This is a genomic window from Streptomyces sp. B21-105, from assembly GCF_036898465.1.
Taxonomy (GTDB): Bacteria; Actinomycetota; Actinomycetes; order Streptomycetales; family Streptomycetaceae; genus Streptomyces.
Genome location: NZ_JARUMJ010000001.1, coordinates 7,479,594 through 7,504,938 on the forward strand (window position 1 = coordinate 7,479,594; position 25,345 = coordinate 7,504,938).

The window sequence follows — 25,345 nt, forward strand, 5'->3', positions numbered from 1 at the left end:
AGGTGCTGTGGCGGCTGCGGTGGGCGCAGCCTCTGAAGCCACCCCGGCCGGAGGGGCGGCGGCTCAACTCCGCCCCCGCCAGGGCGTCGGGCGAACCGGGGGCCGCACTCGTGGAAGGCCACCGGAAATCCGGTGGCGTCCGCCTGGGGGCGTCCCTATGCTGAGGGAGCCTTGCGCGGGGCCGAAGGCCGCCGCTGCCAGTTGAACGCGAAACGGAGGTGGGACCCATGACTGTCGCCTTGAAGGGCGCTGTCCGCAGCGACCAGACGATCGTTCACACCACCTCCGCGGTCTCCGGCTGACCTTCTTCCTCTCCGCTTCGCGCGGGTAAGCGTTTTCGCACCGCCGAACGCTGCCGGGATCGCCCTGTGAAGGGTTTTCCTTGTCTTTCTCCGCCTCTTCGGCTTCCTCCGCATCGGTTTCCGCTCCCTCCGACGCCGCTGCGGTAACCGGTTCTTCTGTTTCGGCTTCCGTCCCGTCGGCCTCCGGCCCATCGGCTTCTGCCCCGTCTGCAGCTTCGCCGCATCCGCTCACCCCGTACGGCTGGGACGACGACTGGGCGGCCGCGTTCGCTCCTCATGCCGCGCAGGGGCTCCTGCCCGGCCGTGTCGTCCGGGTCGACCGCGGCCTCTGCGACGTCGTCACCGAGGCGGGCGTCGTCCGCGCCGACACCGAGTTCGTCGTCCCGCACGACCCGATGAAGGTCGTCTGCACGGGGGACTGGGCCGCCGTCGATCCCGAGGGCAAAGACCCGCGTTACGTACGGACGCTCCTCCCGCGCCGTACCGCCTTCGTGCGCTCCACCTCCTCCAAGCGGTCCGAGGGACAGATCCTCGCTGCCAACGTCGACCACGCCGTCGTCGCGATGTCGCTCGCCGTCGAACTCGACCTCGGCCGCGTCGAACGATTCCTGGCGCTGGCCTGGGAGTCCGGCGCCCAGCCCGTCGTCGTGCTCACCAAGTCCGACCTGGTATCCGACCCGGTCGCGCTGTCCCACCTCGTCGAGGACGTCGTGGCCGGCGCTCCCGGAGTGCCCGTGCTCACCCTCTGCGCCCGCGACGGCGAGGGTGTCGAGAAATTGGCCGGCATCCTGGGGCGCGGCACCGCCGTGCTGCTCGGGGCCTCCGGTGCGGGCAAGTCGACGCTCGCGAACGCCCTGGTGGGCGCCGATGTGATGGGCGTCCAGGCCATTCGCGACCAGGACGGCAAGGGGCGCCACACCACCACGACCCGCAATCTGCTGCTGCTGCCCGACGGGGGCGTTCTCATCGACACGCCGGGTCTGCGCGGCGTCGGCCTCTTCGACGCCGGAGCCGGGGTCGGACGGGTCTTCTCGGAGATCGAGGAGTTCGCACGGGGCTGTCGGTTCCACGACTGCGCGCACGAGTCCGAGCCGGGGTGCGCGGTGCGGGCGGCCGTCGACGAGGGGGAATTGTCGCAGCGGCGGATGGAAAGTTACCGCAAACTCGTCCGGGAGAATCAGTGGATCGTCGCCAAGTCCGACGCCCGCCTGCGCGCCGACGTCCGCCAGGACTGGAAGCGCAGGCAGGCCGAGGGCCGTGCCGCCGCGGAAGCCAAGCGCGGACGCGGCCCGTGGCGGCCCGCTCCGCCGCGGTGACGTCGGGGGAGGCCGGACGCTGACTGCGGAGGTTCCGGGCTGGGCGGAGGCGGTTCCGGTCTGACGGCGGCTCGAGGGCGGCCGGACGCCTGGTGGGACAACGGTGTCCGGACTCCGGCGGCTGGAACCGGTTTCCCGTCTCGTTACGAGACGTTTCTCCGTGTCCGCCGACCAGCCGACCCGGTAATTGATTCCCTCCTCATTTCTGTCCTTCAGCGTCACGTCCGATTTCCCCCAGCAGGGTTTCCGTCACGGGCGAAGACTGGGACCCATGACGGACCAGGACAACCGTTACGAGGCGGTTCGCAGCAGGGACGCCCGGTTCGACGGCGAATGCTTCTTCGCCGTCGAGACCGCCGGCACCTACTGCCGGCCCAGTTGCCCCGCCGTGACGCCGAAAAGCCGTAACGTGCGTTTCTTCGCGACGGCCGCCGCCGCGCAGGGCTCCGGTTTCCGGGCCTGCCGGCGGTGCAGGCCGGACGCCGTCCCGGGATCGGCGGCCTGGAATGCGCGCGCCGACGTCGTCGGCCGGGCCATGCTGCTGATCGGCGACGGAGTCGTCGACCGGGAAGGCGTCACCGGGCTCGCCGTACGGCTCGGCTGCAGCGCTCGCCAGATCCAGCGACAGCTCACCGCCGAACTGGGGGCGGGACCGGTCGCCCTCGCCCGGGCGCAGCGCGCCCACACCGCGCGGGTCCTGCTGCAGACGACCGGTCTGCCGGTGACCCCGAGATCGCCTTCGCGTCCGGCTTCGCCAGTGTGCGCCAGTTCAACGACACCGTCCGAGCCGTGTACGCGTCCACTCCGACCGCACTGCGGGCTGCGGTGCGCACGGCCAGGGCCGCCGTCACACCGTCCGCCGTCACACCGTCCGCCGGGATTCCGCTGCGGCTCGCCCACCGCGGCCCGTACCACTGCGCCGCCGTGTTCGACCTGCTGCACCGCCAGGCGGTGGCCGGGGTGGAGGAGATGAGCGGGCCGGTCGGCTCCCGCACCTGCCGCCGTACGCTGCGATTGCCGCACGGCACCGGTATCGCCGGCGTGGGCGAGTTCGGGGGCGGGCGCACCGGACGTGCGGGCCGGGCCGCGGACGTGCACCCCGGCGGCTGGCTCGACGCCCGGCTGTACCTCACCGACCTCCGTGACCTCACCACTGCCGTCCAGCGGCTGCGACGGCTGTTCGATCTGGACGCCGACCCCTACGCCGTCGACGAGCGGCTGAGCGTGGATCCACGTCTCGCCCCGCTGATCCGCGCCCGGCCAGGGCTGCGCGCCCCGGGGGCGGCAGACCGGGAGGAGTACGCGATCCGGGCGCTCGTGGGACAAGCGGAGGCCGAAAGACTCGTACGCGCTTACGGCAAGGTTCTGGACGCGCCCTGCGGTTCTCTCACCCGCCTCTTTCCCGAGCCTGCCGTCCTGGCGGAGGCCGAGCCCGAAGGCCCTCTGGGCGCGCTCGCCGCGGCCCTTGCCGACGGCGCCGTACGCCTGGACGCCGGAGCCGACCGGGACGACGTCCAGGAGGCACTGCTCGCTCTGCCCGACCTGGACGCCGGCGTCGTCGCGGAGATCCGTGCCCGTGCCCTCGGTGACCCCGACGTCGCCCCACCCGGCGTGGACGCGCCCGACACCTGGCGCCCCTGGCGCACGTACGCCGCGCACCACCTGCGCACCGCGGAGGAACGATGACCGAACCTGCCGCCATGAGCGGCTCGACCGACTCCACAGACCTGACGGGCCCGACGGACTTCATCGGCCTGACCCCACCGAAGGATCTGAGCGAACCGCCTGCCTCGACCGACCTGACACACTCGACGGAGCCGATGCACCCGATACACCCGATGGAGCCGACCCACGCGATGAACTCGTCCCCCTCCATGCCTCCGACGCGATCCGGTCGCCTGATGGAAACAGCGGAAACCGCGGAAAGCATAGAAGCCGCGGAAACCATAGAAAGTGTAGAAACCGCACGGCTGACAGGCTCGACGGGCTCTGCGGGCTCGACGTCGAGCGGTCCGACGTACTGGACGCGTGTGGAGAGCCTGCTCGGCCCCCTGCTGCTCACCGCGGATCCCGACGGCGCGCTGACCAGCCTCTCCGTGCCCGGGCAGAAGGGCGGACGGACCGTCCAGGAGGGCTGGCGGCACGATCGCGGGCCCTTCCGCTCGGCCGAGGAGCAGCTTGCCGCCTACTTCGCCGCCGAGCTGAAGGAGTTCCGGCTGCCGCTGCGCAGTGCGGGCACCGCGTTCCGCGAGCGGGTGTGGGCCGCCCTCGACTCCGTCCCCTACGGTGCGACCACGACGTACGGCGAGGTCGCCGCCCAACTCGGAGCGTCCCGGATGGCCGTGCGGGCCGTAGGCGGGGCCGTCGGGGCGAACCCGCTGCTGATCGTGCGCCCCTGCCACCGCGTCATCGGCGCCGACGGCTCGCTGACCGGGTACGCCGGAGGCCTCGACCGCAAGGTGCGCCTGCTGACACTGGAGGGCTCGCTCCGCGCGCGGCTCTGACCAGCCCCGTCCTACCGGCCCGGCACCGCCGAGGACCGCACGGTGCGGCCATCCACTCCACGGGCCTGGCTGTGGCTCGGTGGGGACCTGCCCCGGGACGTGACGTCAACCCCACAACACCGCACCGAGCCATGCGCCCATGATCAGCAGGCAGGTGAACAGTTCCGTGAGGATGCTGGAGCCGCCCGAGCGCATCGCTCTGCGCAGGGCGGCCCGCGCTTCACCGTGCCGGCCCAGACGAAGGCGTTCGCAGAGGTAGACGCCACCCATGAACCCGGGGATGGCGCCGAGCACGGGGATCAGGAAGAAGCCGAGAAACGCGCCGAGTCCGGCGAACACCGCCATCCGGGGGGTGGCGCCGCTTTCGCGCAGCCGGCGTGGCGGCAGGGACCAGCGCACCACCTGCGAAACGAACAAGGCCACCGTGGCGCCCACCAGCACGGCCCAGGCGACCGGCTGCGGATCCTCCAGCGCCCACCACAGGATCGCGGCCCACACCAGCCACGACCCCGGCACGCCAGGCACCAGCACTCCGCACAGGCCGAGCAGAACGACCACTGCGACCAGCAGGAGTTCCCACACTCCCATCTGCCCAGGGTGCCCGAGCCGGAGAGAACACGCAGGTCAAGAGTCAAGAGGTGGTGCCGGGAGCGTCGCAGCGGTCAGCGCTCGCGGGTCACCCAGCCGCGCTCGTACGCGTGCCAGCCCAGCTGCAGCCGCGTCGACGCCCCGGTCAGCTCCATCAGCCTCTTCACCCGGCGCTGCACGGTCCGCAGCCCCACATCGAGCTGCTTGGCCACGCTGGCATCGGTCATCCCGGCGAGCAGCAGGGAGAGGATCTCCAGGTCGGCGGCGTCAGGACCGTCCGGCCCCTGCTCGGCGACACCGACCGCACCGCAGCGCAGCGGCAAGGCCACCTGCCACACCGACTCGAACAGGCCGGACAGCAGCTCCAGCAGCCCGCTGGCGTGCACCACCAGCGCCGCGGGCTCGGCCGGGCTGCCGTTCACCGGTACGAGCGCCAGCGAGCGGTCGGCGATCACCAGCTTCGTCGGTACCTCGTCCACCACCCGCACCTGCTCGTCCCGCCCCAACGCGGCGGTCACCTCCGTCATGCCGCCCGGCTGGTCGAGCACGGCCCGCTCCAGGACGACGCGGTAGCGCACCCCACGGGCCGTCGCCTGCTTCTCCGCGTCGTTCTCGCTGCCGGTCACGGCCACCGTGGTACCGGTGACCAGGGCGCACACTTCGCGGCTCGCCCCGAGCTGGATCTGCAGGAAGCGCTGGGCGACGGCGGCGGCGCCCGTCACCACCTCGACCAGATCGTGCACCGTCGGCTCGGTCGAGGTCGCCCGGTACTCCTCGGCCAGCAGCGCCGCCGTCAGTTCGGCCTTCTCCAACTCGTGACGTTGCTGGGTGAGCAGGGCGCCCAGGGCGACGCCCGGGGGAGCGGCGACCCAGCGTCCGGGGCGACCCGAGGACTGGGCGGCCAGGCCATGTCGTTCCAGTCGGCGCAGAGCGCGTTCCGTGTCGTGCTCGCCGAGGGTCAGCCGGCGCGCCAGGTGGGGCACGTCGGCCGCGCCCACGGACACCAGCTCCCGGTACGCCGACTCGTGCGTCTCGTCGAGCCCTATCGCTCTCAGCATCAGGTGCCGCCCATCCCTCTCGTTTCCCACGTTTCATGAGCGTTTCTGACGGTCCCTGTGTGATGTCACGTCGCGTGACTGGCGGGAAACAGCCACGGCGTAAACCCGCCGCCGTACATCATCGCCGTACCGACGGTCACTCTGCCAAGGTGTGGGCGACGGCGAAACCCGTGATCATCCTCTGAAATCCACAGCGGATCTCCGGAACGCCGCGCAGACCCGGAACGGCCGGTCACCAGGCCGTGCTCCGAGGTTTCCGAGAAACGTGATCCGGACTCTTGACGCGCGCAGGGGCGCACAGGGGATATGAGCCCGGGTCACCCCGGTCGCCGGACGGTTCTCCCGTGGGGGGTGGAACCGTCCGGCGACTTTTGACCCCTTTGGTCACAGTGGTGTGCAGAACATCGCTCGGCATGCAGTCTGACGCGGTCAGCCAGGACGCAATTTGCGGATGCCCCGTTTTCATACGGCCCGCGCGGTGGACAATCGGGGACATGAGCCAGCAGGGGGGAAGGCCCACCGGTCACGAGGACGACTGGTGGGGGCAGTTGTACGACGACGCCACCGAGGACACGGGCCCGGCGCCCGGAGCCGACTCCCTCGACGACCGCTTCGCCTCGGCCGCGGGTGCGGTGCGCTCCGCGGGCGCGGCGGAAGGCGCGGACAGGGGGGAGGACGGCGGCCAGGGCAGCACGAGTCCCCCACACGGTGCCGGCTCTGCTCCCGGCGCAGGCCGTGCCGGTGACACGGGAGGCAGTAGCGATGGGGACGGGTTCTCGTCCGGTTCGCGAAGTGCGAGCCCTGTGCCGGCTCCGCGCGACGGGCGCAGGGGCTCTGGTGGGGGCGTCGACTGGTGGACTCCGCAGGACGACGACACGAGGGCGGGAACGCCGTCGGCAACCGGTTCCGCGGTGCCGTCGCCGCGAGGTGGACCCGTGGCCCGACCCGTTGGGGGATCGTTTACTGACCCTGTTGCCGAGCCCGGTCGACAAACTGATTCTCAGCCTGGTGGGGATCCCGTTCCTGAGCCCGTTTGTGAACCAGTTTCCCAGGCGGGATCCGAGCCCGTTTGCGAATCCGTTACTGAACCTGTTCCCGGGGCGGATGCCCCACGGGGTCCGGAGCCAGCGGCCGGGCAGGACGGTCCAGAGGGGGACGCAGGGGTCGATGCAGGCCCGAACCCGCGAAACCTGCCGGCGCGGGGAACCTCTGTCGAGACGGGTTCGGGCGCCGACAACGCAGGAACACCTTTCGACGTACCTACGGCGCGCGGCGCAGGAACAGCAGAAACAGGTGCGGCCCTCCGCGCGGAAACGGCCGACGTCGCCCCGGGCGCCGGTTCCCAGGAGCGGCATCGCGCTCCCTGGGAACCGCCGTCCGGCTCCCCATCAGGTCCCTCGAACTTTCCGTCCGGCCCACTGCCGCCGGGGTTCGCCGAGCGGCCGCCCTCAGACCCCGGGTCGTCCGCGACGAGCGTCCGTACGTCGACGGAGACGGCGTCAGCCGCCGGACCACCCATGACGGTCCTGCCGCCCGCGCCGCCCACTGTCCCGCCCCCGACACCGGCCTCCGCCGACGAAGCGCTCGGCACGCTCGGCGAGCGCGGCACCACCGGAGCCCCGCCGCCGCCCACGGTGCCGCCCCGTCCGGCACACATCCCGCGGCTTCCGACCGCCCCCACCGGCGGCACAGCGGCACCCTCGACGGTGCCCGACTCCCCGGCCGCTGCCGACTCCCTGGCCGCCCCCGACGCGGCGGCGGCCGTAGGCGACCCGGCCGCCGCGGGGCCCGATGGACGGGGCCGACAGGCGGCTGCTCAGGCGCTCCCGAAACGCGGGCGGGTGCCCGACGCCCGCGGCGCCCCCGATCCCCGAGTCGGGTCCGGGCAGGAGCCCGGTCGTCCCCCCACCGTTCCCGCGCTCCCTGTCCTGCCTTTCCCCGTCACCCTCGGCTCCAAGGACTACGTGGGCTCCGGCCCGCCCACCTACGACCCCGAGCCCACTGCTCTGCCGCCCGCCGATCCGGACGAGCTGGACGATCTGGTCGCCGACACCGTCCTGGACGGCGCCAGGTACGGGGCGTGCGCGTTGCGGGCGGTGTCCGTGCGGGGTGATTCCGCGCGTTACCGGGGCGAGCCGCGCCGCGACTCGCTTCTCACTGCCCGCTTCGGCACGGGTGAGCACGCGCTGATCCTCGTCGCGATGGCGACCGGCGCCCGGGCGACACCGGGAGCACACCGGGCGGCCGCCGAGGTGTGTCAGTGGATCGGGCGGGCCGTGGGCCGCAGTCACGTCCGACTGGCGCAGGACATCCGCGCGGCCCGGCGCGGCGACCTGAAGTCGGGCCTGCACCGCCTCACTGACCGCAGTCTCGGCCGGCTCCGCGCCAGCGCCGCCGAGCAGGGCCTCCAACCGGAGGAGTACGCGGCGACGCTGCGCTGCCTCCTCCTGCCCGCCGACCCGGACTGCCGCACGCGCGTGTTCTTCGGCGTCGGCGGCGGCGGACTGTTCCGGCTGCGCGGCGGCGTGTGGCGGGACATCGAGCCACGGGCCGGCGAGGCCGCCGGCGAGCCGGTCGTCGGGTTCGGTTCGCTGCCCGCCGAGACGCCCGAGGGCGACCGGCTCACCATGGACCTGGGCGTCCCGAAGCCCCCGACCCCCTACGACCCGGCCCCCGAACCACCCTGGGAGCCGTTCCGCTTCCGCGCCTCGGTAGCCCGCCCCGGGGACACGCTCCTGATGTGCACCGGGGGCTTCGCCGACCCCCTGCGCGGCGAGCCGGAACTGTCCGCCTATCTGACGGGACGCTGGTCGGGCCCCACCCCGCCCGGTCTGGCCGCCTTCCTCGCCGACACCCAGGTGAGGGTGAAGGGCTACGCCGACGACCGGACCGCGGCGGCCGTCTGGGAGGCGTGAGCGGCCCGTCGCGGCCACTGTGGAGGGGAGAACCCGGCAGCGACCGAAGGGGCGTCGATCCATGGCCGAGCAGAACGTCGCCGAACAGTTCATGGACATCCTCGCCCGCGCGCGCGTGCGACGCCTCTACGGCGTGGTGGGCGACAGCCTCAACCCTGTGGTGGACGCGGTGCGCCGCAACCCCGCCGTGGACTGGACCCACGTCCGCCACGAGGAGGCGGTCGCCTTCGCCGCCGGCGCGGAAGCGCAGAACCGGAAAGCTCACCGCATGCGCGGGTTCCTGCGGGCCCGGCAACATCCACCTCATCAACGGTCTCTACGACGCCCACCGTTCGATGGCCCCCGTCCTCGCCCTCGCGTCGCACATCCCCTCCAGTGAGATCGGCCTCGGCTACTTCCAGGAAGCGCATCCGGACCAGTTGTTCCGCGAGTGCAGCCATTACAGCGAGCTGATCTCCAGTTCGAAACAGATGCCCCGGCTGTTGCACACCGCCATTCAGAACGCGGTCGGCCGCAGCGGGTCAGCGTGGTGTTGCTTCCCGGTGACGTCGCGCTGATCAGCCGGCCCCGGAGAAGGCAGTCGAAACCGCTCTCGTCACCACTCGCGCCACGGTCCGGCCTGGCGACGCCGAGATCGACGCGCTCGTCGAGATGATCGACGCCGCCGACAAGGTGACCCTTTTCTGCGGAAGCGGCACGGCGGGCGCGCACGCCGAGGTCATGGAGTTCGTCGGAAAGGTCAAGTCTCTTGTCGGGCACGCGCTGCGCGGCAAGGTATGGATCCAGTACGACAACTCCTGCGACGGTATGTACGTTGCGGCTGCCCAGCGGGCGGCGTGAGCTGACGAGCTGCTCGGCTGACGTGTGCAGGTATGGCCAGTACGAAACCCTTACGACGTCGGTATGAGCGGCCTCCTCGGCTACGGCGCCGCCTACGAGGCCACACATGAGCGACCTTGTGATCCTGCTCGGAACCGATTTTCCGTAAAAACGCCTTCCTTCCCGACGACGTCCGGATCGCCCAGGTCGGCGTACGGCCCGAACACCTCGGCCGCCGCTCCACACTGGATCTCGCGGTGTGGGGCGATGTACGCGAAACGTGGCGCTGCCTCATTCCCCGTGTACGGGCCAAGGAGAGTCGGCGCTTCCTCGACCGGATGCTGAAGAAGCATGCCGATGCGCTGGAGGGGGTGGTGAAGGCGTATACACGGAAAGTGGAGAAACACGTTCCCATCCACCCGGAGTATGTTGCCGCCGTCCTCGACGAACTCGTCGGCCCAAACGCCGTGTTCACCGTCGACACAGGCATGTGCAACGTTTGGGCGGCGCATTACCTCACGAGCAACGGCCGCCGTAGGGTCATCGGTTCCTTCACTCACGGCTCGATGGCGAACGCCCTGCCGATGGCGATCGGCGCACAGTTCACCGACCGCCACCGTCAGGTGGTCGCGATGTCCGGGGACGGCGGCTTCTCCATGCTCATGGGCCAGGGCGATTGCAAAGTCCGTTGATCGTGTGTTGGCGCAGGTCAGTTGAGTCCGAGGAGTGCCAGTGGCCGCTCGTAGGGGCGGAGGGCTGTCGTGCGGAGTCCGGCGGCGATGTTGGTGTGGCCGGCGTTGCGGAGCTGGTTGATGGCGAAACTGCGCAGGGTGGCCATGTTCTCCGGGCCGTGCCCGGTGCGGATCTTCGAGGCGTCCTCGCGAAAGGCGGTGTCCCGGACGAAGTGGAGCCTGTTCTCGATCACCCAGTGCGCCCTCAGGATCTTCGCGATGCGTTCCGGGGATGCCTGGCGGCTGGTCAGGTCGGTGATGACGTAGACGGTCTCGCGGCTCTGCTTACCGGTCTTGGCGTCGGTGCGGTGGCGTACGACCTTGGCGACCTGGGCGGCGTGGGGGAAGTCGACGCCGAGGTCGGTGACGGTCAGGGCCTGCACGACCCGGGTTTCCTTGCGGCCGTGGCCGGTGGTTCGGTCGTAGAACTTCGCCGTCGCCTCGCCCCAGGGCAGCGTTCGCAACTGCTCGTAGAGGTTCTTCTGGTTCCGCTTCACCGTGAAGACGTAGTGCGCTTTCTTCGCCTCGACGAGGAAGCGGGCGTGGTCGCGCTGGGTGTGGAGAGCATCGCCGGTCACGGTGACTCCTTGCAGGTCATAGGGGTCCAGGAGAGCGGCGAAGCACGTGATCTCGTTCGTCTTCTCCGGGACTCGGAGCTGGGTGACGGTCATTCCGGTGCCGGTCATCGCGGCCAGCAGGTGGGCGGCCTGGGTGGCGCCGAGGCGCGAGCCGCGGGCGCTCTTGCCGTCCACGGCGAGGGTGTCCGCGCCGGCCGGGTCGTGGCCGAGGAGGTCGGCCAGACCGCCGGGGCAGGTGTCCTTGATGACCCGGCGGATCGTCGCGCCACTGGGTGGGACCCGGACGGCCAGAGCGGTCGCGGTGCGGGCGCCGAGCCGGGCCAGAACGTCCTGCGGGGCGTCGGTGGCCCACTCATCGATCGCCGCGAAGCTACTCGCCCCGGTCACCACAGCGGAGCAGACGATCAGCAGTACTGCCACGAAGGGGTGACGCTTCCCGCGCCGGCACCGCGGATCGGCCAGCGTGGCCAGCCGCTCGGCCAGCGGACCCGTCGCACAGTGCTGACGGGTGGGCGACTTGACCAGACAGACGGTGGCAGACTGACGGCACATCGAAGCTCCGTTGGGCGCAGGCGACTTGGCAAGGTCACCTCCGCAACGGAGCTTCGTTGCGTCCGGTCGCGCACCCTCCCGGCATCGTCACACCGCCGTGACCTGCACACTCACGAGATCACCGCGACTTTGCAATCGCCCTGGCTCATGGGCGACTTCCTGACCCTCGTCCAGGACGACCTGCCCGTGTAGGTCGTCCTGTTCAACAACTCCTCACTCGACATGGTGGAGTTGGAGATGTTGGTCGCCGGTCTGCCGTCGTACGGCACCACGAACAAGAATCCCGACTTCGCGGCCGTGGCACGTGCCTGAGGGGCTCACGGCGTGCGGGTCGAGAAGCCCAAAAAGCTGGCCGTGGCCCTGCGGGACGCCTTCCGGTATAATGCTCCGGCCCTCGTCGACGTCGTCACCGATCCCAACGCCCTGTCCATCCCGCCGAAGATCAGCGCCGACATGGTGAGCGGGTTCGCCCTGTCCGCCTCGGAGATCGTTCTCGACGGTGGAGCGGGCCGGATGCTGCAGATGGCCCGCTCCGACCTGCGCAACGTGCCGCGCCTCTGACGACGCAGCCCGGCCGGCGGCGCAGCGCGGGCGGGCGGGCTACCCGTACGATGCGTGGTCGGCCATGCGGACCGTCGGCCCGGTGAGCCGTCGCGTGGTCGCGGCACCGGCGGGGTCAGTCGGCTGCCGGAACCCATCGGCGTTCGCCTTCGGCCGAGCCGTACCAGTAGCGGGGCTGCCCCTTGATGCCGCTCGTGCGGAACGGGCTGCCGTGGTCGTCGACGCGCACTGTGCCGGAACGGCCCTGAGAAGACCAGTCCAGCTCGACATACCAGTTGCAGTCGCAGTTCTCGGTCCGCGCCGTGACGAGCAGCACCTCCGGATCCTCGCTCGATACACGGTAGGGAAGGCTCACCGCGGGGATCGGCGTACCGGCGTCGTTGCCGGCGACAGAGTGCGCCACGGGACGATCCTTGTCCAGGTCGACCGCGAAGTAACGCTTGCTGAGCGAGCCGCCGCAACCCTGGTCCATGGCGTACACCGTGCCCGGCTCCGGTGCGGCACGGCCGACGACCCGTACGCGCAGCGCCGTCAGCACGACAGCCGTTGAGCTGCGGCCCTGCACCGAGATTTCGACGTTGGTCTCCCGCCCGTGCACAGCGCCCTGCGCCGTTGCCCAGGGGCCGGCGTCCTGTTCCGCCGGGGGCGGGGGAACCAGCGCGGGTGGTTTGTCGATGACGTAGTCATGACTGCAACCGAGCGCCCAGACCTGGGAGTCGGCGGTCCAGGCGAGTGGCACACCGCTGTCCGCGGCCGTGTTCTCGCCGCCGATGGGAGCGGCGCCCTGTGAGGGAGAGGCGCTGCCCGACGCGGAGACGGGCGAAGTCGTGCTGGGCCTGGGCGACACGGAGGAGGTGGAGGTGGAGGTGGAGGAACGGTCTGGAACGGCTGTCCCAGTCGGCGTGACGGAGACCGGCGCGGGCGAGCGGGCCGCGTCGACGGGAGCCGGTCGGTGGCCGCCGCCGGGCAGCGCGGAGAGCGTGCCCAGGGTGGCGAGGAGCGCGCAGGCGACGCCGACGAGGACCGTGGTGCGCCGGCTGCGGTACCAAGGGCGGGGAAGCGCCTGCTGGTCGTGTTGCGCACTCTGTTTCTGGATCTGCACCACTGGCGAAACCGGGGTAGACGGTTGCAAGCAGGTTTCCGCGCTCCCTGCTGTGACCGCTGCTTCCCAGTTTTCCGGCGCTGTGCCTGTGCTGGGGGTTTCGGTTCTTTCCCGGGTCGTGCGGCGTGTTCGGGTTGCCTCTGTTACCTCGTCGCCTGCCTGGGAGTTTGGGGTTTCCGGAGGCTCAGGGGTTTCCCTTGTGTCTGCCGCGGTGCCCCGGGGCCGTTGTCTGGCCGCTACCGCTCGCAGCCACCGTCGGTGCAGCTCGAGTCGTTCCTCCGGCGTTGCTCCGCAGAACTCCGCAAGCCGCTCGACGGGGGCGAAATCCTGTGGAACCGCTTCCCCCGCGCAGTAGCGGTGCAGAGTCGAGGTGTTCATGCCCAGCCTGCGGGCGAGAGAGCCGTAGCTGCGCTCCGTACGCCCCTTCAGCTCGGTCAGGAGCGCCGCGAACTCGGTCACTTCGCCTGCACTGTCGTCGGTCGACACCGTTCCCCCGTGCTCGTCCCGCCCGGGCGGTCATCCCAGGCACCCGTATACCTGCACGTCAGAAGCGCTGGGATGGTTCCACGGCGGCCGATCGGGCGAAGACCGTTGCAGTCGGCCCTGGAGACGGCCGATGCTCTGGGTGTCGCACCGACCAGAGCCGAACCGACCGATCGGCCTCGCAGCGACACCCCACGCCCGCGCTTTCACCGACCGACGCATTCATTGATTCCCGTACTCGCCCATACGTGTACCCGCCGATCTCGCACTCGTTGAGTCACGGCACTTATTGGTCCAGATCTCACCCACGGGGGACATCCATGGTCAAGCACACCCGAGCGCGCATGCTCACCGGACTCGCCGCACTATCCGCCGCCGGCCTTGTGTTCGGCGCCGTGTTCGCCGCGCCGGCGGGCGCAGCCGCACCGAAGCCGCCCGGCTTCCTCTCGGCGGCGGACCTTCCTCCGCACCCCAGTTCGACGTGGACGTCGGGCAGGATCACCGCCGGCGTATCGCCCGAGGGCGAGCTGGACCGCTGCCTCGGCGCGGCGCTGGGCGACGGCCGGAACTCCTGGTACCGGGACTTCCGGACCGACCTCGACGCGAGTGCCCGTCAGGTCAGCGTCAAGCACGCGACCGTCAGCGCGGCGAAGGGTCGGTACGCGCGAATCAACAAGGACATCAAGTCCTGCCCCGTGCGTATCGAGCGGGCCGACCCGGAGGTCGAGGCCGCCCTCAAGGACTACGGGAAGCTAGACGTCGAGGAGGGCGCTCACGTCTACGGCCTGCACACCGCGACGTCCTGGGGCGCGACCGACATCCGCCTTCTCTCCGTGGGCCGGGACGGCACCACGGTCACGGTCGTGGACTGGGGCCAGATGGGCGACTTCGACGACGCCCCGGTGAAGGCCTTCAAGAAGACGACCGTCACAGCCGTCAACAAGCTCCACTGACGGCACGCACCGCACGGCTCGTACATCCGGCACGGCTCGCCCAGGTCGCACGCCGGGACGGCCCGTCCGACGGGGGCGGAGCGCCGCCCGGCCGTCGGACCACATGGCCGTCGACGCCGTGGCAGACCACTGAGAACGCCGGGGCCGCCGCCGCTCCCGCCACGGGGGTCGGGAGCGGCGGCGGCCCCGCGCAACACCCGTCCAACGGGCGCACCACACCGAATCACCGCAACCACAGAACCACTGCACGGCAAGCACCGACCCAGAACCGCCGAACCGGACGGACCATCCGGTCTGCACACACAAGACATACAAGACATACAAGACAAACGGGGAACGCGAACATGAGCACCGAGACCGACAAGACCGTTCAGACCGTCGAGGCCACCGCGGGGGTCAAGAGCTCGACCCGGCTGCGCACCACCCGCCGGACGGCCGTTGCCGCCGGGCTTGCCCTGGTTCTCGGGCTCGGGGCGACGGCACAGGCGTCCGCCGGCGGCTCGCGCAGCGTCAGCGGGAAGCCGTCCGACAACGTCACTCGTATCGCGAACTTCTACGGCGCCTACATCGACGCGGTCATCGACGAGGACGGCAAGCTCGCGGACGATCTCCGCAAGCACTACCTCACCTCCGCATTCCAGAAGGAGCTGCAGGCCTGGGAGGACAAGAACCACGCCAACGGCGTCCTTCAGGCGCAGAACGTCCCGCTCGCGTGGAACGTGACCGACAACGGTACGGCGAACTACACGGAGGCCGTCGTCACGCTCACCTGGGGCGGCGACCACACCACCCAGCTCATCGTCGACATGAGCCGGGAGAGCCACAAGATCTTCCACATCGGCACGAGGGGGGCTGAGGTCGGCTAGGAACCGGCCTACCGCGACCCACCGGGCCCACCGTGGCCACCGCAACGTACCGGGTCCCGCCACTCCACGGAATCACCGGGACCCGTTGGGTTCAGGCCAACCTCGCGTCCGGTCCCAACCGTCACTGCCCTTCCCCGACTACGGCCAGGTCGGCAGAGGTGTGTAAGCCTGCGTGCCGAGGGCCGGCGGTCAGCTGCCCTCCGAGGTGTGTAGGACCGATGGAGGGGAGGGCGGTCGGCGGGCGGTCGTACGGACGATTGGATGGGCCGGCGGAAGCCGGTCGTGCGGGTGCGCTCCCTCAAGGGAAACGCACCCGCACTGTTGTTCCGCGTTACCGTGCCGGAGCTCGCAGCCGTCCGTCTCCCGTTCCCGGGGCGGCGAGCACGGTGAACCGGTAGCGCACACATGCCCAAAACCTCGGTCTCACCAACCGCAACAGGCACGTCGACCAGGGCCTTTGGCTTACGACACCGCTCTCGAACGATGTTTCCCACCGATTGCCGTTGAGACCCGGTGTCGCAGCGTGACCGGCCGTGACGCTCGGATGACGCATGTTCGGCCGGTGCGTGCCGGCCTGTCGACGGCCGCTGTTCCAAGGGGTCGGCGCGGCGTGACCTGGGGCCGTGCCATGCGCTCGGTTGCGACTTCTCGCAAACGCAGGGCCTCGAGCCGCCGCTCCCGGAGAGGGGCTGCGTGTCGGAAGGTGTCCCGCGACTCGGGCCGCTGCGTCGGAACGGCCGCGGTGCTCGACATCTCGCCGGAACTCCCGTTCCGCCGCCCGAACATGGCCGAACACCTGGTCGTTGACAATTCGACATGACTGGCCGGGTGGCGATCGGGCATGGATCCCCGTGAACGTGTTCGAGCAGGAGGGGAACCGACATCGACACGCGGGCGGGGGCCATGGAAAGGCAGGCACGGGGAAGCGGTCCGGCAACGATCGCGGGCACCTCGACGACGAGAAGTACGGGAGGAGCGAGTGGGACGGGGGAGGCGGTGGACGCCGGGGAAGCCGGCCAGGATCCTGCTGTGACCGCGGCGGAACAGAGCAGGGCCTCGCAGCTCAGGCGCCGACTCGGACGGGCCGACCTGCGGGCGGTGCCCGAGGCGCGCCGGGCGGTGCGGGAGCTGCTGCGGGGCTGGGGGAAACCCGGCCGTTCCGAGACCGCGGAACTGCTCACCAGCGAACTCGTCACCAATGCGCTCGTGCATACCGACGAAGACGCGCTCCTGACGGCCACCGTGTCGCCGTCCGGACTGCGCGTGGAGGTCCGGGACGGTGCGGCCGGCAGGCCCCGTCCGGGAGCGCCGACGCCCGACGAGGGAACGCACGGGCGTGGACTGATCCTGGTGGAGTCTCTCGCGGACACCTGGGGAGTCCGGGCGCTGGGCGGCGGGAAGGTCGTCTGGTTCGAGCTGGCAGCCGGAGCCGCCTGAAACGTCGAACCCGGCAAGCGAACGGGCGCCGAAACAGAGGAAGCGGCGGAAACAGCGGTCGGGCGGGAACGGCGGAAAAACGCCGGAAACGGCGGGATGAAACGCCGAAACGCCGAAACGCCGCAACAGCGGAAACGGCGGGATCAGCGGAAACGGCGGTGGTCTCGGAGAAGGGGCCTGGGTCGAAAAGGCGTACCAGGGTCGACGGGGGTGTGGGGCCTTGTGTCACGGGAAGGGGGCGCGACCGTTGCGGTCGCGCCCCCTTCCCGACATGCCTGGCTGGTCGTCAGCCGAACTGCTGCTCCAGGTCCTTGAGCTTGCGCTCCAGGGAGTCCAGGCGCGGCAGGGCCATGGTGTCGTCCTCGGCGGTGAGGTCGACGGTGGCCGACGCCTCAGAACCGTGGCGGACGGGCTGCAGGGAGGGCCGTGAGCGCACGGGCAGTTGCTCCGCCGAGTTCGCTATGGCAGGTTCCGCGGCGACCCGCTCGGCCGTGGCCCGTTCCAGAGCCGCCTGCGCCTCGACCTGACGGCCGCCGCCACCGCCGCCGCCGCGGCCGGGGAAGCGGCCGTGACCTCGGCTGATCGCCTTCAGCTGTGCCCGCTCGACCCGCTGCTGCTCACGGCGCCGCAGCTTGGTCTCCTCCTTGCGGGCCTTGTCCTCGCGCACCTCTTCGACGGCCTCGTCCAGGCTGCGCACACCCTCGAGGAGCATGAGCGACCAGGCCCTGTACGTCTCACGGGGCGCGCGCACCCAGCGCACGACGCGGATCTGCGGCAGCGGGCGGGGCACGAGACCCTGCTCGCGCAGCGCCGCTCGGCGGGTCTGCTTCAGCGCCCGGTCGAAGAGCACGGCTGCCGACAGCGACATGCCGGCGAAGAAGTGCGGGGCGCCCGCGTGGCCCAGGCCCCGGGGCGCGTGCACCCAGTTGAACCAGGCGGCGGCACCGGCGAACGTCCACACCAGTATCCGGGAGCCGAGCGCCGCGTCACCGTGGCTGGCCTCGCGCACCGCGAGCACGGAGCAGAACATGGCCGCGCCGTCCAGGCCGAACGGGACCAGGTACTCCCAGCCGCCGGAGAGGCCGAGGTTCTGCTCGCCGAAGCCGACCAGTCCGTGGAAGGAGAGCGCCGCGGCGACGGCCGCACAGCAGAACAGAAGGACGTAGGAGGCGGTGCCGTATATGGCTTCCTTGCGCCTGCGGCGCTCCTCGGTACGCTCCCACGAGTCGTCCGCGCTCGCGCTTGCCCCCGAGGAGCGCTTGCCGCGCGCGAGCACCGCAACCGCCGCCAGCATGCCCAGGAGCAGTACGGCGCCCGGAAGCAACCAGTTCAGCGATATGTCGGTCAGTCTCATCTGGGGTCCCTTGCATTGGGATAGGGCGTAACGCCCGCCATAGTGGCCCAATCCCGCCGTCCCTCAGGGGGTTTCGGGGCAAGAGGCCGCCAAGGAGGTGCAAGGGGATGCCCAAGGCGACGTTCTGCTCGAACTGCCGCTTGAGGGGCGGGAGTTGAGTTCGAATAAGACTACCCGTACGGGTGGTTCAACGGAAAGTTCCCGTGACGAGTGAGAAAGTTGTGAATCGCGTGTAACCGTAGGGCGGTCTCGTCCAGGTGATCTTACGGGACGCCTCGTGGTGGCTGGTCCTCGGGGGAGTCGTCGGAGTCTCGGCGGAGGCGTGGTCCGGGGCGCCTGAGGGGTGCTCAGCCTGCGTCGGCTGCGGTGAGTTTGGTGACCCGGGCCGTGTCGCAGGTGCGTGGACAGGTGGCGCAGGTGTCCTCGGGGCGCACCGTGTAGAACAGACAGCAGCTCGCCCGGTCGCGGCTCGGCAGAGTCGCGCCGTCCGGGCCGGCCATGTCGCGGAAGGCCGCCGAGCCGACGAAGGGGCGGGTGGCGCCCGGGAGCAGGAGTTCCAGCTCTCTTCTCGCCCGCTCGTGCTCGTCGGGGCCGAGCCGCTCGGCGACGTACCAGAGGCCCTCGACGATCTCGTCGGTCACCATGCCCCACAGGGCCCGGCCGCGACGCCGTGCACGGGGTCCGAAGCCGGCGAGCACCGGGTCGTGGTGCTCGGCTATCGCCGCCCGTACCTCGGTGCGCAGCGCATCCTCGTCCCGCACGACGCGGGCGCCCGGCAGGAGCGCCGCCGGGTCGCCCGGCAGGCAGGCGAAGGAGGTTGGCGGGCGGACGGCCATCCGCATGCCGCCGTCGGTGCGGTCGTACGAGACGTGCGTCACGGGGAAGCGGGGCACCCGGCGGTGCAGGAACCAGGGGGCTGTGATCAGCAGGCAGGCCGGCCAGGCGTACCGGTGCAGTCCGAAGGTCGCGATCACGTCCGGACGGGCTTGGTGACCGTAGTCACGGACGACCTGGTCGTCGTCCCAGGCGAGGAAGGCCTCCAGCGCTGGTCCGCCCTCTGCCAGCTGCGCCGCCCGCACCCAGCTGGCGCCCTCGGGAAACGGTTCCGTGTGCCCGAGTTCCGTGACGGTCAGCTCCGGCAGCGCCTCCGTGAGACGGGCGTAGGCCTCGGCCGTGGCCGACGAAGCTGGGGGCATGGCGGACCGCCGTTTCGAAAGCGATTGCAGGTAAGCCTAACCTAAATCACTGTCCTCGGGATTTGAACTGACGGCCAGTGCGCCTAAGGTGCTTGACGGGCGAGTAACAACCACCCGCAATGACCGCAAGTACCGACAAGGCCGGAGGAGGCCCCGTGGAGCACAGCGCGCAGGGCTTCACGGAAACAGGGACACCGGTTTCACAACAGAATGACGGCCGTGCCCGGGTGCCGGTGCAGTCGCGGGCCGGGTCTGCCGGGCCGGTCGGGTCCGCTGGTCCCGTCGGGTCCGGCGGGTCCGTCGGGTCCGCCGAGTACGGCGAGTGGGGGGAGCGCGAGCGGTGTGGTCCGGCGGGCGCTGCCCGCGGGGAGCACACGCACAGCGAGACTCCCGCCCCCGATCCGGGCGCGGCCACCAATCCCGCCGCGGCCTCTGTTCCGGCCCCGGTGCCCGCCTCCGTTCTCGGTTGCGGCCGGGAGGAGGGGTGGTCGGCGCAGCAGTCCCGACCGGTCGTCCAGCGCGCCTCGGTGCGCGGCCAGATCCTCGACGCGCTGCGCACCGCGCTCGTCAGGGGGGAGCTGCTGCCGGGCGAGGTCTACTCGGCGCCGGTGCTCGGTGAGCGCTTCGGGGTGTCCGCGACGCCGGTGCGGGAGGCGATGCAGCAGCTCGCGCTGGAGGGCGCCGTCGAGGTGGTGCCGAACCGGGGCTTCCGGGTCATCGTGCGGGGAGCCCGTGAACTGGCCGAGCTGGCGGAGGTGCGGGTGCTGCTCGAGGTGCCCGTGCTGATGAGGCTCGCCCGCACCGTGCCCGCCGAGCGGTGGGCCGAGCTGAGGCCCCTCGCGGAGGCGAGCGTGCGGGCGGCGGCCACCGGTTGCCGGGCGACGTACGCGGAGGCCGACCGTGCCTTCCACGGGGCGGTCCTCGCGCTGTCGGGCAACGAGCAACTGGTCGGCATCGCCGAGGACCTGCATCGGCGGTCGCAGTGGCCGTTGGTCGGCGGCCCGGCGGGGCCCGGCCGGGCGGCTCTCGTCGCCGACGCGGCCGAGCACATGGTGTTGCTCGAGGCGCTGGCGGCGGGGGAGCCGGAAGTGGTGCAGGCGTTGCTGCGGGAGCATTTCGTCGGCACGGGTGAGTAAAGAGCGGTTCGTTGCGTGACCGCTTTCTGTCTTCTTTCTGTCTTCGCAACGCCTGCGGGTGGTACAGCCGTTTCCGAACATCGCGCCGTGTGTTTCCGTACCGCCCTCTGGGGGGCGTCGTCACCCGTACCCCCGCTGCGGCCTCGTAGCCCGTCGCCGCCCGCCCAAGCCTCCGCTTCGGACCCCGCACCCGGTCCGACCGACCTCCCCGGCGTCGCCGTTCGCTTCCGGCCGGATCGTGACTCAGGCGCCGGACGGACTGGGGGTCGCCGATGTCGCCGGGAGCGCCAACTGGCGTGCCAGCCACGTCGGTACACCGCCCAGGAGGCGGAAGAGACGGCGGGCCTCCTCCCGCAGGCGGGCGGCCTCCGGTTCGACCTCCGCGTCGGCGAGTGAGGCGAGCGCCGGAGCGGTGCCGACGAGGTAGCCCAACTCCTCGCGGATGCGCAGGGATTCCGCGAATCCGTGCCGGGCTTCGGCCAACTCCCCTTCACGCAGGGACAGTCCGGCGAGATGACGCCAGGTGAAGGACAGCAGCAGCGCGTCGGAGTGTGCGGCGGCCGCGGTGTGGGCGCGCCGGTACGCGGCCCTCGCGGCCTGCGGGGAACGGGCGATGTTCTCCGCGAGCAGGCCCCTGCGGAAGTCCAGCAGCGCCCGTGCGGGAGCGTCCGGCGGGATCAGCGCCGCCGCCCGTCCGAGCGCGGCCCGGGCCTCGTCCACCCGGTCGCGCACTTTGTGCACCGTGGCCGCGTAGGCAAGGTGCCCGCGTTCACAAGCGGCTGCGCCCCGCTCCTCGTCGTCGTGGGCCAGAGCCTCCGCCGTGCGCAGTGCGTCCTCGGCGTCCTGCCAGCCCTGCTCGGTGTACAGGCACCGCTCCACCATCAGTGAGGCCCGCTGGACCGCACCCGCGGCCGTGTCGGGTGGCAGCAGGGCCGCCGCGTCCGCCCAGCAGGCGCGTGAACGCAGCCGCCACACCGCGGTCTGGACGGGATCGTCACCTGAGGTCGTTCCGGTACCAGACATGGCGGAATGCGCCACGTTGCCCTCCCCGAGCGCGCCGTCGAGCTGTGAGTGGTGGGCGCATCTCAGCACGAATGGAGGCACCGGGCCAAGGGGGCGGGTGAAAGATTTCACAAAGTCGTGGGATGTTTCCGTCCTCCGGGTTTCGCCCGGCGGCGGCCGACGGGCGGCCTCCGGCGCCGGTCCGGCCTCAACTCATGCGCAGGGCCAGGAAGAAGTCCAGTTTGTCCTCCAGTCGCGACAGGTCACGGCCCGTCAACTGCTCGATACGCCCGACCCGGTAGCGCAGGGTGTTGACGTGCAGGTGCAGACGGGAGGCGCACCGGGTCCACGAACCGTCGCAGTCGAGAAACGCCTCGAGCGTCGGGATCAGCTCGGCGCGGTGCCGCCGGTCGTAGTCGCGCAGGGGGTCCAGCAGCCGGGCGGTGAACGCCCGGCGCACGTCGTCCGGGACGAACGGCAGCAGAAGCACGTGCGAAGCGAGTTCCTGATGCCCCGCCGCGCAGACCCGGCCGGGCCGGGCGGCGGCCACCCGCCGGGCGTGCCGGGCCTCCTCCAGCGCCCCGCGCAGCCCCTCCGCCGAGTGCACCGCCGCGCTGACCCCCAGCGTGAGCCGCCCGTCGCCGTCCAGACCGGCCGACAGCGGCTCGCGTACGGCCGCCAGCAGCGCGTCGGCGAGGACGCCGGTCTCGGAGCTGTCGTGCTCGCCCGTCACCGCCTGCAGCGGGACCAGGGCGACGGCCTCGTCCCCCGAGTGGGCGACGGCGATGCGGTCGGAGGGCTCGGGGCCGCCGGCGAGCGGGTCGACCAGGATCTCCTCGAGGAGCGACTGGGCCACCGGGCCGGCTTCGAGGCCGCCGTCGGCCCACTCGACGCGGGCCACGACCACCTGCCAGTGCGGGGCGGCCCCGAGGCCGGGCAGCAGCACGGGCGCGGCCACCCGCAGGCGGGCGGCGATCTCCGCGGGGGCCGCGCCCGTCTGGACCAGTTCCAGCACCTCCTGCGCGAGCCGCCGGCGGACCGCGCGCGCCGCGTCCCGGCGCTCCCGCTCGACGGCGATCAGCTGGGTGACGCCCTGGAGCAGGTCGAGGCGCTCGTCCGCCCATTCACCGGCGTCCGCCTCGACGGCCAGCAGCCAGTCCGACAGGACGCTCTCCCGCACGTCCCGCACGTCCCGCACGTCCCGCACGTCCCGCACGTCCCGCACGACCTGGGAGACCGGCGCGACCTGGGAGGTCGGTGCGGCCTGTGCCGCGGGCCTGCCGCCGCGGATCGGGAAGAGCGAGTACGTCACCGAGCCGATGTTCACCCGGTGCGGTCCGGGCCGGCCCGTGCGGACGGCCGCCAGGTGCTCCGCCGCGAGCTGCGCGCACACCTCGGTCGGCAGGCCCGGCCGGCCGCCTTCGGACCCGCGACGAGCCGGCCAGTCGGGGACAGGACCCATGCGCGCAGGTCCAGGTCGGAGCCGAGCAGGTCCAGGACGACGTCCGGGCCGCCGCCGGCCGGGCCCGAGGTCATCATCCGGCGGTGCCGGTCGACGACGGCCGCGAGGTCCCCCGCCCGCTCGCCGGAGACCTGCCGGACGACATGCTCGGTGATCGTCGCGAAGGCCACCGACTCGTGCACGGCGAACAGCGGCAGCCGGTGCCGGGCGCAGGCCGCGGCAAGGTCCTCCGGGACGTCGCCGAGCTCCGCCTCGCCGGCTGCCAGGGCGGCCACGCCGGCCTGCACCAGGAGCCGCACGAACGGCTCGGAGTCCGCCGCGTCCCGTCGCCAGGCCAGACCCGTAAGCACCAGCTCGCCGCCGGAGAGATACCGGCTGGGGTCCCTCAGGTCGGTGGTCATGACGCCCCGCACCGAGCGGTCCAGTTCGTCCTCGCCGCCGAGGAGCCTGAGGCCCAGCGCATCGGTGTCCACAAGTGCGCGCAGCCGCATCTCGTCGCCGCCGTTTCTCTGTCTCGAAATCTACGATGAATCCTGAAGGGTGCGGTGGACGGCGACCTGCCTCGCCCCCGCCTCCGGGCCGGACGCCGAGGCGTCCCGGTCACCGACCGCATTCTTCGATCGCCAGGCTGTTTCCTACGTTTCCACAGGAAAACGAGGAGGTTACCGAGGGCCTGCGTTCATACGAATCTACAAGATGCCCGTACCGACCAGCCAACTCCTTCATGGTTTCCGTGACTGACCCGGTCGGCGCAAGGCGCTGTGTACTGGGCTCATTCCGCGTGAACAGCACATGAACGAGCCGGGCCCGCCGCACCCGATTCTGGCTCGAACCGAACGACTCACGAGACTCATGAGACGAAGAAGAGAGCCGGTCATGGACTTCCTTCGCCCCGCAAGCTGGGAGGAGGCGCTCGCCGCCAAGGCCGAGCACCCCACCGCTGTGCCGATTGCGGGTGGCACCGATGTGATGGTCGAGATCAACTTCGACCACCGCAGGCCCGAGTACCTGCTCGACCTCAACCGTGTCGGTGACCTCTACGAGTGGGAGACCGGCGAGGACAGCGTGCGGCTCGGCGCCTGTGTCCCGTACGCCCAGATCATGGAGAGCCTGCGCGCCGAGCTGCCCGGCCTCGCGCTCGCCTCGCACACGGTGGCGTCCCCGCAGATCCGCAACCGCGGCGGCGTCGGCGGCAACCTCGGCACCGCGTCCCCGGCCGGCGACGCCCACCCCGCGCTGCTCGCGGCCGGCGCCGAGGTCGAGGCCGAGTCGGTGCGCGGCGTGCGCCGGATCCCGATCGACGCCTTCTACACCGGCGTGAAGCGCAACGCGCTCGCCCCCGACGAGCTGATCCGCGCGGTTCACGTCAACAAGGCCGACGGTCCGCAGCAGTACTCCAAGGTCGGCACCCGCAACGCCATGGTCATCGCGGTCTGCGCGTTCGGGCTCGCGCTGCACCCCGAGACCCGGACCGTGCGCACCGGCATCGGCTCCGCCGCCCCCACCCCCGTCCGGGCGAAGACCGCCGAGGACTTCCTGAACGCCGCGCTCGAAGAAGGCGGTTTCTGGGACAACGGAAAAATCATCGCGCCGTCCGTGGCCAAGCAGTTCGCCCAGCTCTGCGCGGCCGCCTGCAACCCCATCGACGACGTCCGGGGCACCGCGAGCTACCGCCGCCACGCGGTCGGCGTCATGGCCCGCCGGACGCTCACCTGGACCTGGGAGTCGTACCGCGGCGCCCGCCGCAACTCGGAGGGAGCTGCGTAATGCGCGTCAACTTCACGGTCAACGGGCGTCCGCAGGAAGCCGACGACGTGTGGGAGGGCGAGAGCCTGCTCTACGTGCTGCGCGAGCGGCTCGGACTGCCCGGCTCGAAGAACGCCTGCGAGCAGGGCGAGTGCGGCTCGTGCACGGTCCGGCTGGACGGCGTGGCGGTCTGCTCGTGTCTGGTCGCCGCCGGTCAGGTGGAAGGCCGCGACGTCGTCACCGTCGAGGGACTCGCCGAGCACGCCCGACAGCGCGCGGCACACGGCGGTGCGACACACGGTGATGCGGCCCACGGCGATGCGGTACACGGCGGTTGCGAAACCGGTTCCTGCAACGTTTCTCCGGCGCAGAGCGGGCAGCAGCGGGCGCCCCTGAGCGACGCCTGGGGGAGCGAGGCCGAGCGGCCGGCCGACTCGCAGACCGGCGAGGGCTCCGGGCTCGCCCCCATCCAGCAGGCGTTCATCGACGCCGGAGCCGTGCAGTGCGGCTTCTGCACCCCCGGTCTGCTGGTGGCCGCCGACGAGATGCTCGAGCGCAACCCGAACCCGACCGACGCGGACATCCGCGAGGCCCTGTCGGGCAATCTGTGCCGCTGCACCGGTTACGAAAAAATCATGGACGCGGTCCGTCTGGCGGCCGCCCGGCAGGGAGAGGCGGTCTGAG

The 25,345-nt window shown here is 71.2% G+C and carries 16 protein-coding genes and 6 pseudogenes; 12 read left to right on the forward strand and 10 right to left on the reverse strand.

Going from position 1 to position 25,345, the window contains the following annotated elements; translation table 11 throughout:
* Positions 1–382: 382 nt before the first annotated feature.
* The 3 genes and pseudogenes from rsgA (at position 383) to QA802_RS33520 (ending at position 4,122) form a co-directional block, all read left to right on the forward strand.
* A complete protein-coding gene (gene rsgA / locus QA802_RS33510; RefSeq protein ID WP_334530705.1) occupies positions 383–1,618 on the forward strand; it encodes a ribosome small subunit-dependent GTPase A in 1,236 nt (411 codons plus the stop codon).
* 271 nt (positions 1,619–1,889) lie between these two features.
* A pseudogene (locus QA802_RS33515) lies at positions 1,890–3,304 on the forward strand (DNA-3-methyladenine glycosylase 2 family protein).
* A gap of 344 nt (positions 3,305–3,648) precedes the next feature.
* Positions 3,649–4,122 carry a methylated-DNA--[protein]-cysteine S-methyltransferase gene (locus QA802_RS33520; RefSeq protein WP_443042211.1) on the forward strand — a complete coding sequence of 158 codons (474 nt, stop codon included), beginning with the start codon at positions 3,649–3,651 and terminating at the stop codon, positions 4,120–4,122.
* Positions 4,123–4,227: 105 nt separating this feature from the next.
* On the opposite strand, the gene QA802_RS33525 is transcribed toward QA802_RS33520, so the two are convergent.
* Entirely contained in the window at positions 4,228–4,710 is a 483-nt protein-coding gene (locus QA802_RS33525; RefSeq protein ID WP_334530708.1) for a DUF456 domain-containing protein, read from the reverse strand.
* 74 nt (positions 4,711–4,784) lie between these two features.
* A complete protein-coding gene (locus tag QA802_RS33530; RefSeq protein WP_334530711.1) occupies positions 4,785–5,768 on the reverse strand; it encodes a helix-turn-helix domain-containing protein in 984 nt (327 codons plus the stop codon).
* A gap of 1,418 nt (positions 5,769–7,186) precedes the next feature.
* Here QA802_RS33530 and QA802_RS33535 point away from each other — a divergent pair.
* Positions 7,187–8,683, forward strand: coding sequence for a protein phosphatase 2C domain-containing protein (locus QA802_RS33535; protein ID WP_443042307.1), 1,497 nt, complete (start codon positions 7,187–7,189; stop codon positions 8,681–8,683).
* Between the two features lie 61 nt (positions 8,684–8,744).
* A pseudogene (locus tag QA802_RS33540) lies at positions 8,745–10,170 on the forward strand (thiamine pyrophosphate-binding protein); the annotation flags it as partial.
* A 41-nt stretch (positions 10,171–10,211) separates the two neighbouring features.
* Here QA802_RS33540 and QA802_RS33545 read toward each other — a convergent pair.
* On the reverse strand, positions 10,212–11,363 hold the full coding sequence (locus QA802_RS33545) for an ISAs1 family transposase (RefSeq protein WP_334518345.1): 1,152 nt from the start codon (positions 11,361–11,363) through the stop codon (positions 10,212–10,214).
* Positions 11,364–11,507: 144 nt separating this feature from the next.
* Here QA802_RS33545 and QA802_RS33550 point away from each other — a divergent pair.
* A pseudogene (locus QA802_RS33550) lies at positions 11,508–11,924 on the forward strand (thiamine pyrophosphate-dependent enzyme); the annotation flags it as partial.
* Positions 11,925–12,039: 115 nt separating this feature from the next.
* Here the strand turns inward: QA802_RS33550 and QA802_RS33555 are convergent.
* Together QA802_RS33555 and QA802_RS33560 are read right to left on the reverse strand one after the other, a co-directional pair.
* A complete protein-coding gene (locus QA802_RS33555; RefSeq protein ID WP_334535034.1) occupies positions 12,040–13,029 on the reverse strand; it encodes a hypothetical protein in 990 nt (329 codons plus the stop codon).
* Between the two features lie 318 nt (positions 13,030–13,347).
* Positions 13,348–13,512: pseudogene (locus QA802_RS33560) on the reverse strand (helix-turn-helix domain-containing protein); the annotation flags it as partial.
* Positions 13,513–13,829: 317 nt separating this feature from the next.
* Here QA802_RS33560 and QA802_RS33565 point away from each other — a divergent pair.
* The 3 genes from QA802_RS33565 (at position 13,830) to QA802_RS33575 (ending at position 16,765) form a co-directional block, all read left to right on the forward strand.
* Positions 13,830–14,462 (forward strand): hypothetical protein, encoded by a 633-nt coding sequence (locus QA802_RS33565; RefSeq protein ID WP_334530717.1) that lies wholly within the window; start codon positions 13,830–13,832, stop codon positions 14,460–14,462.
* A 344-nt stretch (positions 14,463–14,806) separates the two neighbouring features.
* Positions 14,807–15,328 carry a hypothetical protein gene (locus tag QA802_RS33570; RefSeq protein WP_334530720.1) on the forward strand — a complete coding sequence of 174 codons (522 nt, stop codon included), beginning with the start codon at positions 14,807–14,809 and terminating at the stop codon, positions 15,326–15,328.
* A 1,029-nt stretch (positions 15,329–16,357) separates the two neighbouring features.
* Positions 16,358–16,765, forward strand: a complete 408-nt coding sequence (locus tag QA802_RS33575) for an ATP-binding protein (RefSeq protein ID WP_319168711.1) — start codon at positions 16,358–16,360, stop codon at positions 16,763–16,765.
* 286 nt (positions 16,766–17,051) lie between these two features.
* Here QA802_RS33575 and QA802_RS33580 read toward each other — a convergent pair whose 3' ends face one another.
* Positions 17,052–18,119, reverse strand: coding sequence for a DUF2637 domain-containing protein (locus QA802_RS33580; RefSeq protein WP_334530727.1), 1,068 nt, complete (start codon positions 18,117–18,119; stop codon positions 17,052–17,054).
* Between the two features lie 347 nt (positions 18,120–18,466).
* Positions 18,467–19,315, reverse strand: coding sequence for a (2Fe-2S)-binding protein (locus tag QA802_RS33585; RefSeq protein WP_334530730.1), 849 nt, complete (start codon positions 19,313–19,315; stop codon positions 18,467–18,469).
* A gap of 155 nt (positions 19,316–19,470) precedes the next feature.
* Between QA802_RS33585 and QA802_RS33590 the strand changes: the two genes are divergently transcribed.
* Complete coding sequence (locus QA802_RS33590; RefSeq protein WP_443042308.1) at positions 19,471–20,451, forward strand: GntR family transcriptional regulator; 981 nt, start codon at positions 19,471–19,473, stop codon at positions 20,449–20,451.
* Positions 20,452–20,694: 243 nt separating this feature from the next.
* On the opposite strand, the gene QA802_RS33595 is transcribed toward QA802_RS33590, so the two are convergent.
* The 3 genes and pseudogenes from QA802_RS33595 to QA802_RS41745 all read right to left on the reverse strand — a co-directional run.
* Positions 20,695–21,489: a hypothetical protein gene (locus QA802_RS33595; RefSeq protein ID WP_334530735.1), complete on the reverse strand. Its 795-nt coding sequence runs from the start codon at positions 21,487–21,489 to the stop codon at positions 20,695–20,697.
* A 172-nt stretch (positions 21,490–21,661) separates the two neighbouring features.
* Positions 21,662–22,639, reverse strand: a pseudogene (locus tag QA802_RS41740) (PucR family transcriptional regulator); the annotation flags it as partial.
* 101 nt (positions 22,640–22,740) lie between these two features.
* Positions 22,741–23,406: pseudogene (locus tag QA802_RS41745) on the reverse strand (PucR family transcriptional regulator ligand-binding domain-containing protein); the annotation flags it as partial.
* Between the two features lie 385 nt (positions 23,407–23,791).
* On the opposite strand from QA802_RS41745, the gene QA802_RS33605 reads away from it, so the two are divergent.
* Together QA802_RS33605 and QA802_RS33610 are read left to right on the forward strand one after the other, a co-directional pair.
* The gene (locus tag QA802_RS33605) at positions 23,792–24,682 is read left to right on the forward strand and encodes an FAD binding domain-containing protein (protein ID WP_334530737.1); all 891 of its coding nucleotides are present in this window, start codon (positions 23,792–23,794) and stop codon (positions 24,680–24,682) included.
* Complete coding sequence (locus QA802_RS33610; protein ID WP_334530739.1) at positions 24,682–25,344, forward strand: (2Fe-2S)-binding protein; 663 nt, start codon at positions 24,682–24,684, stop codon at positions 25,342–25,344. Before QA802_RS33605 ends, QA802_RS33610 begins: the two co-directional genes overlap by 1 nt.
* Position 25,345 lies beyond the last annotated feature (1 nt).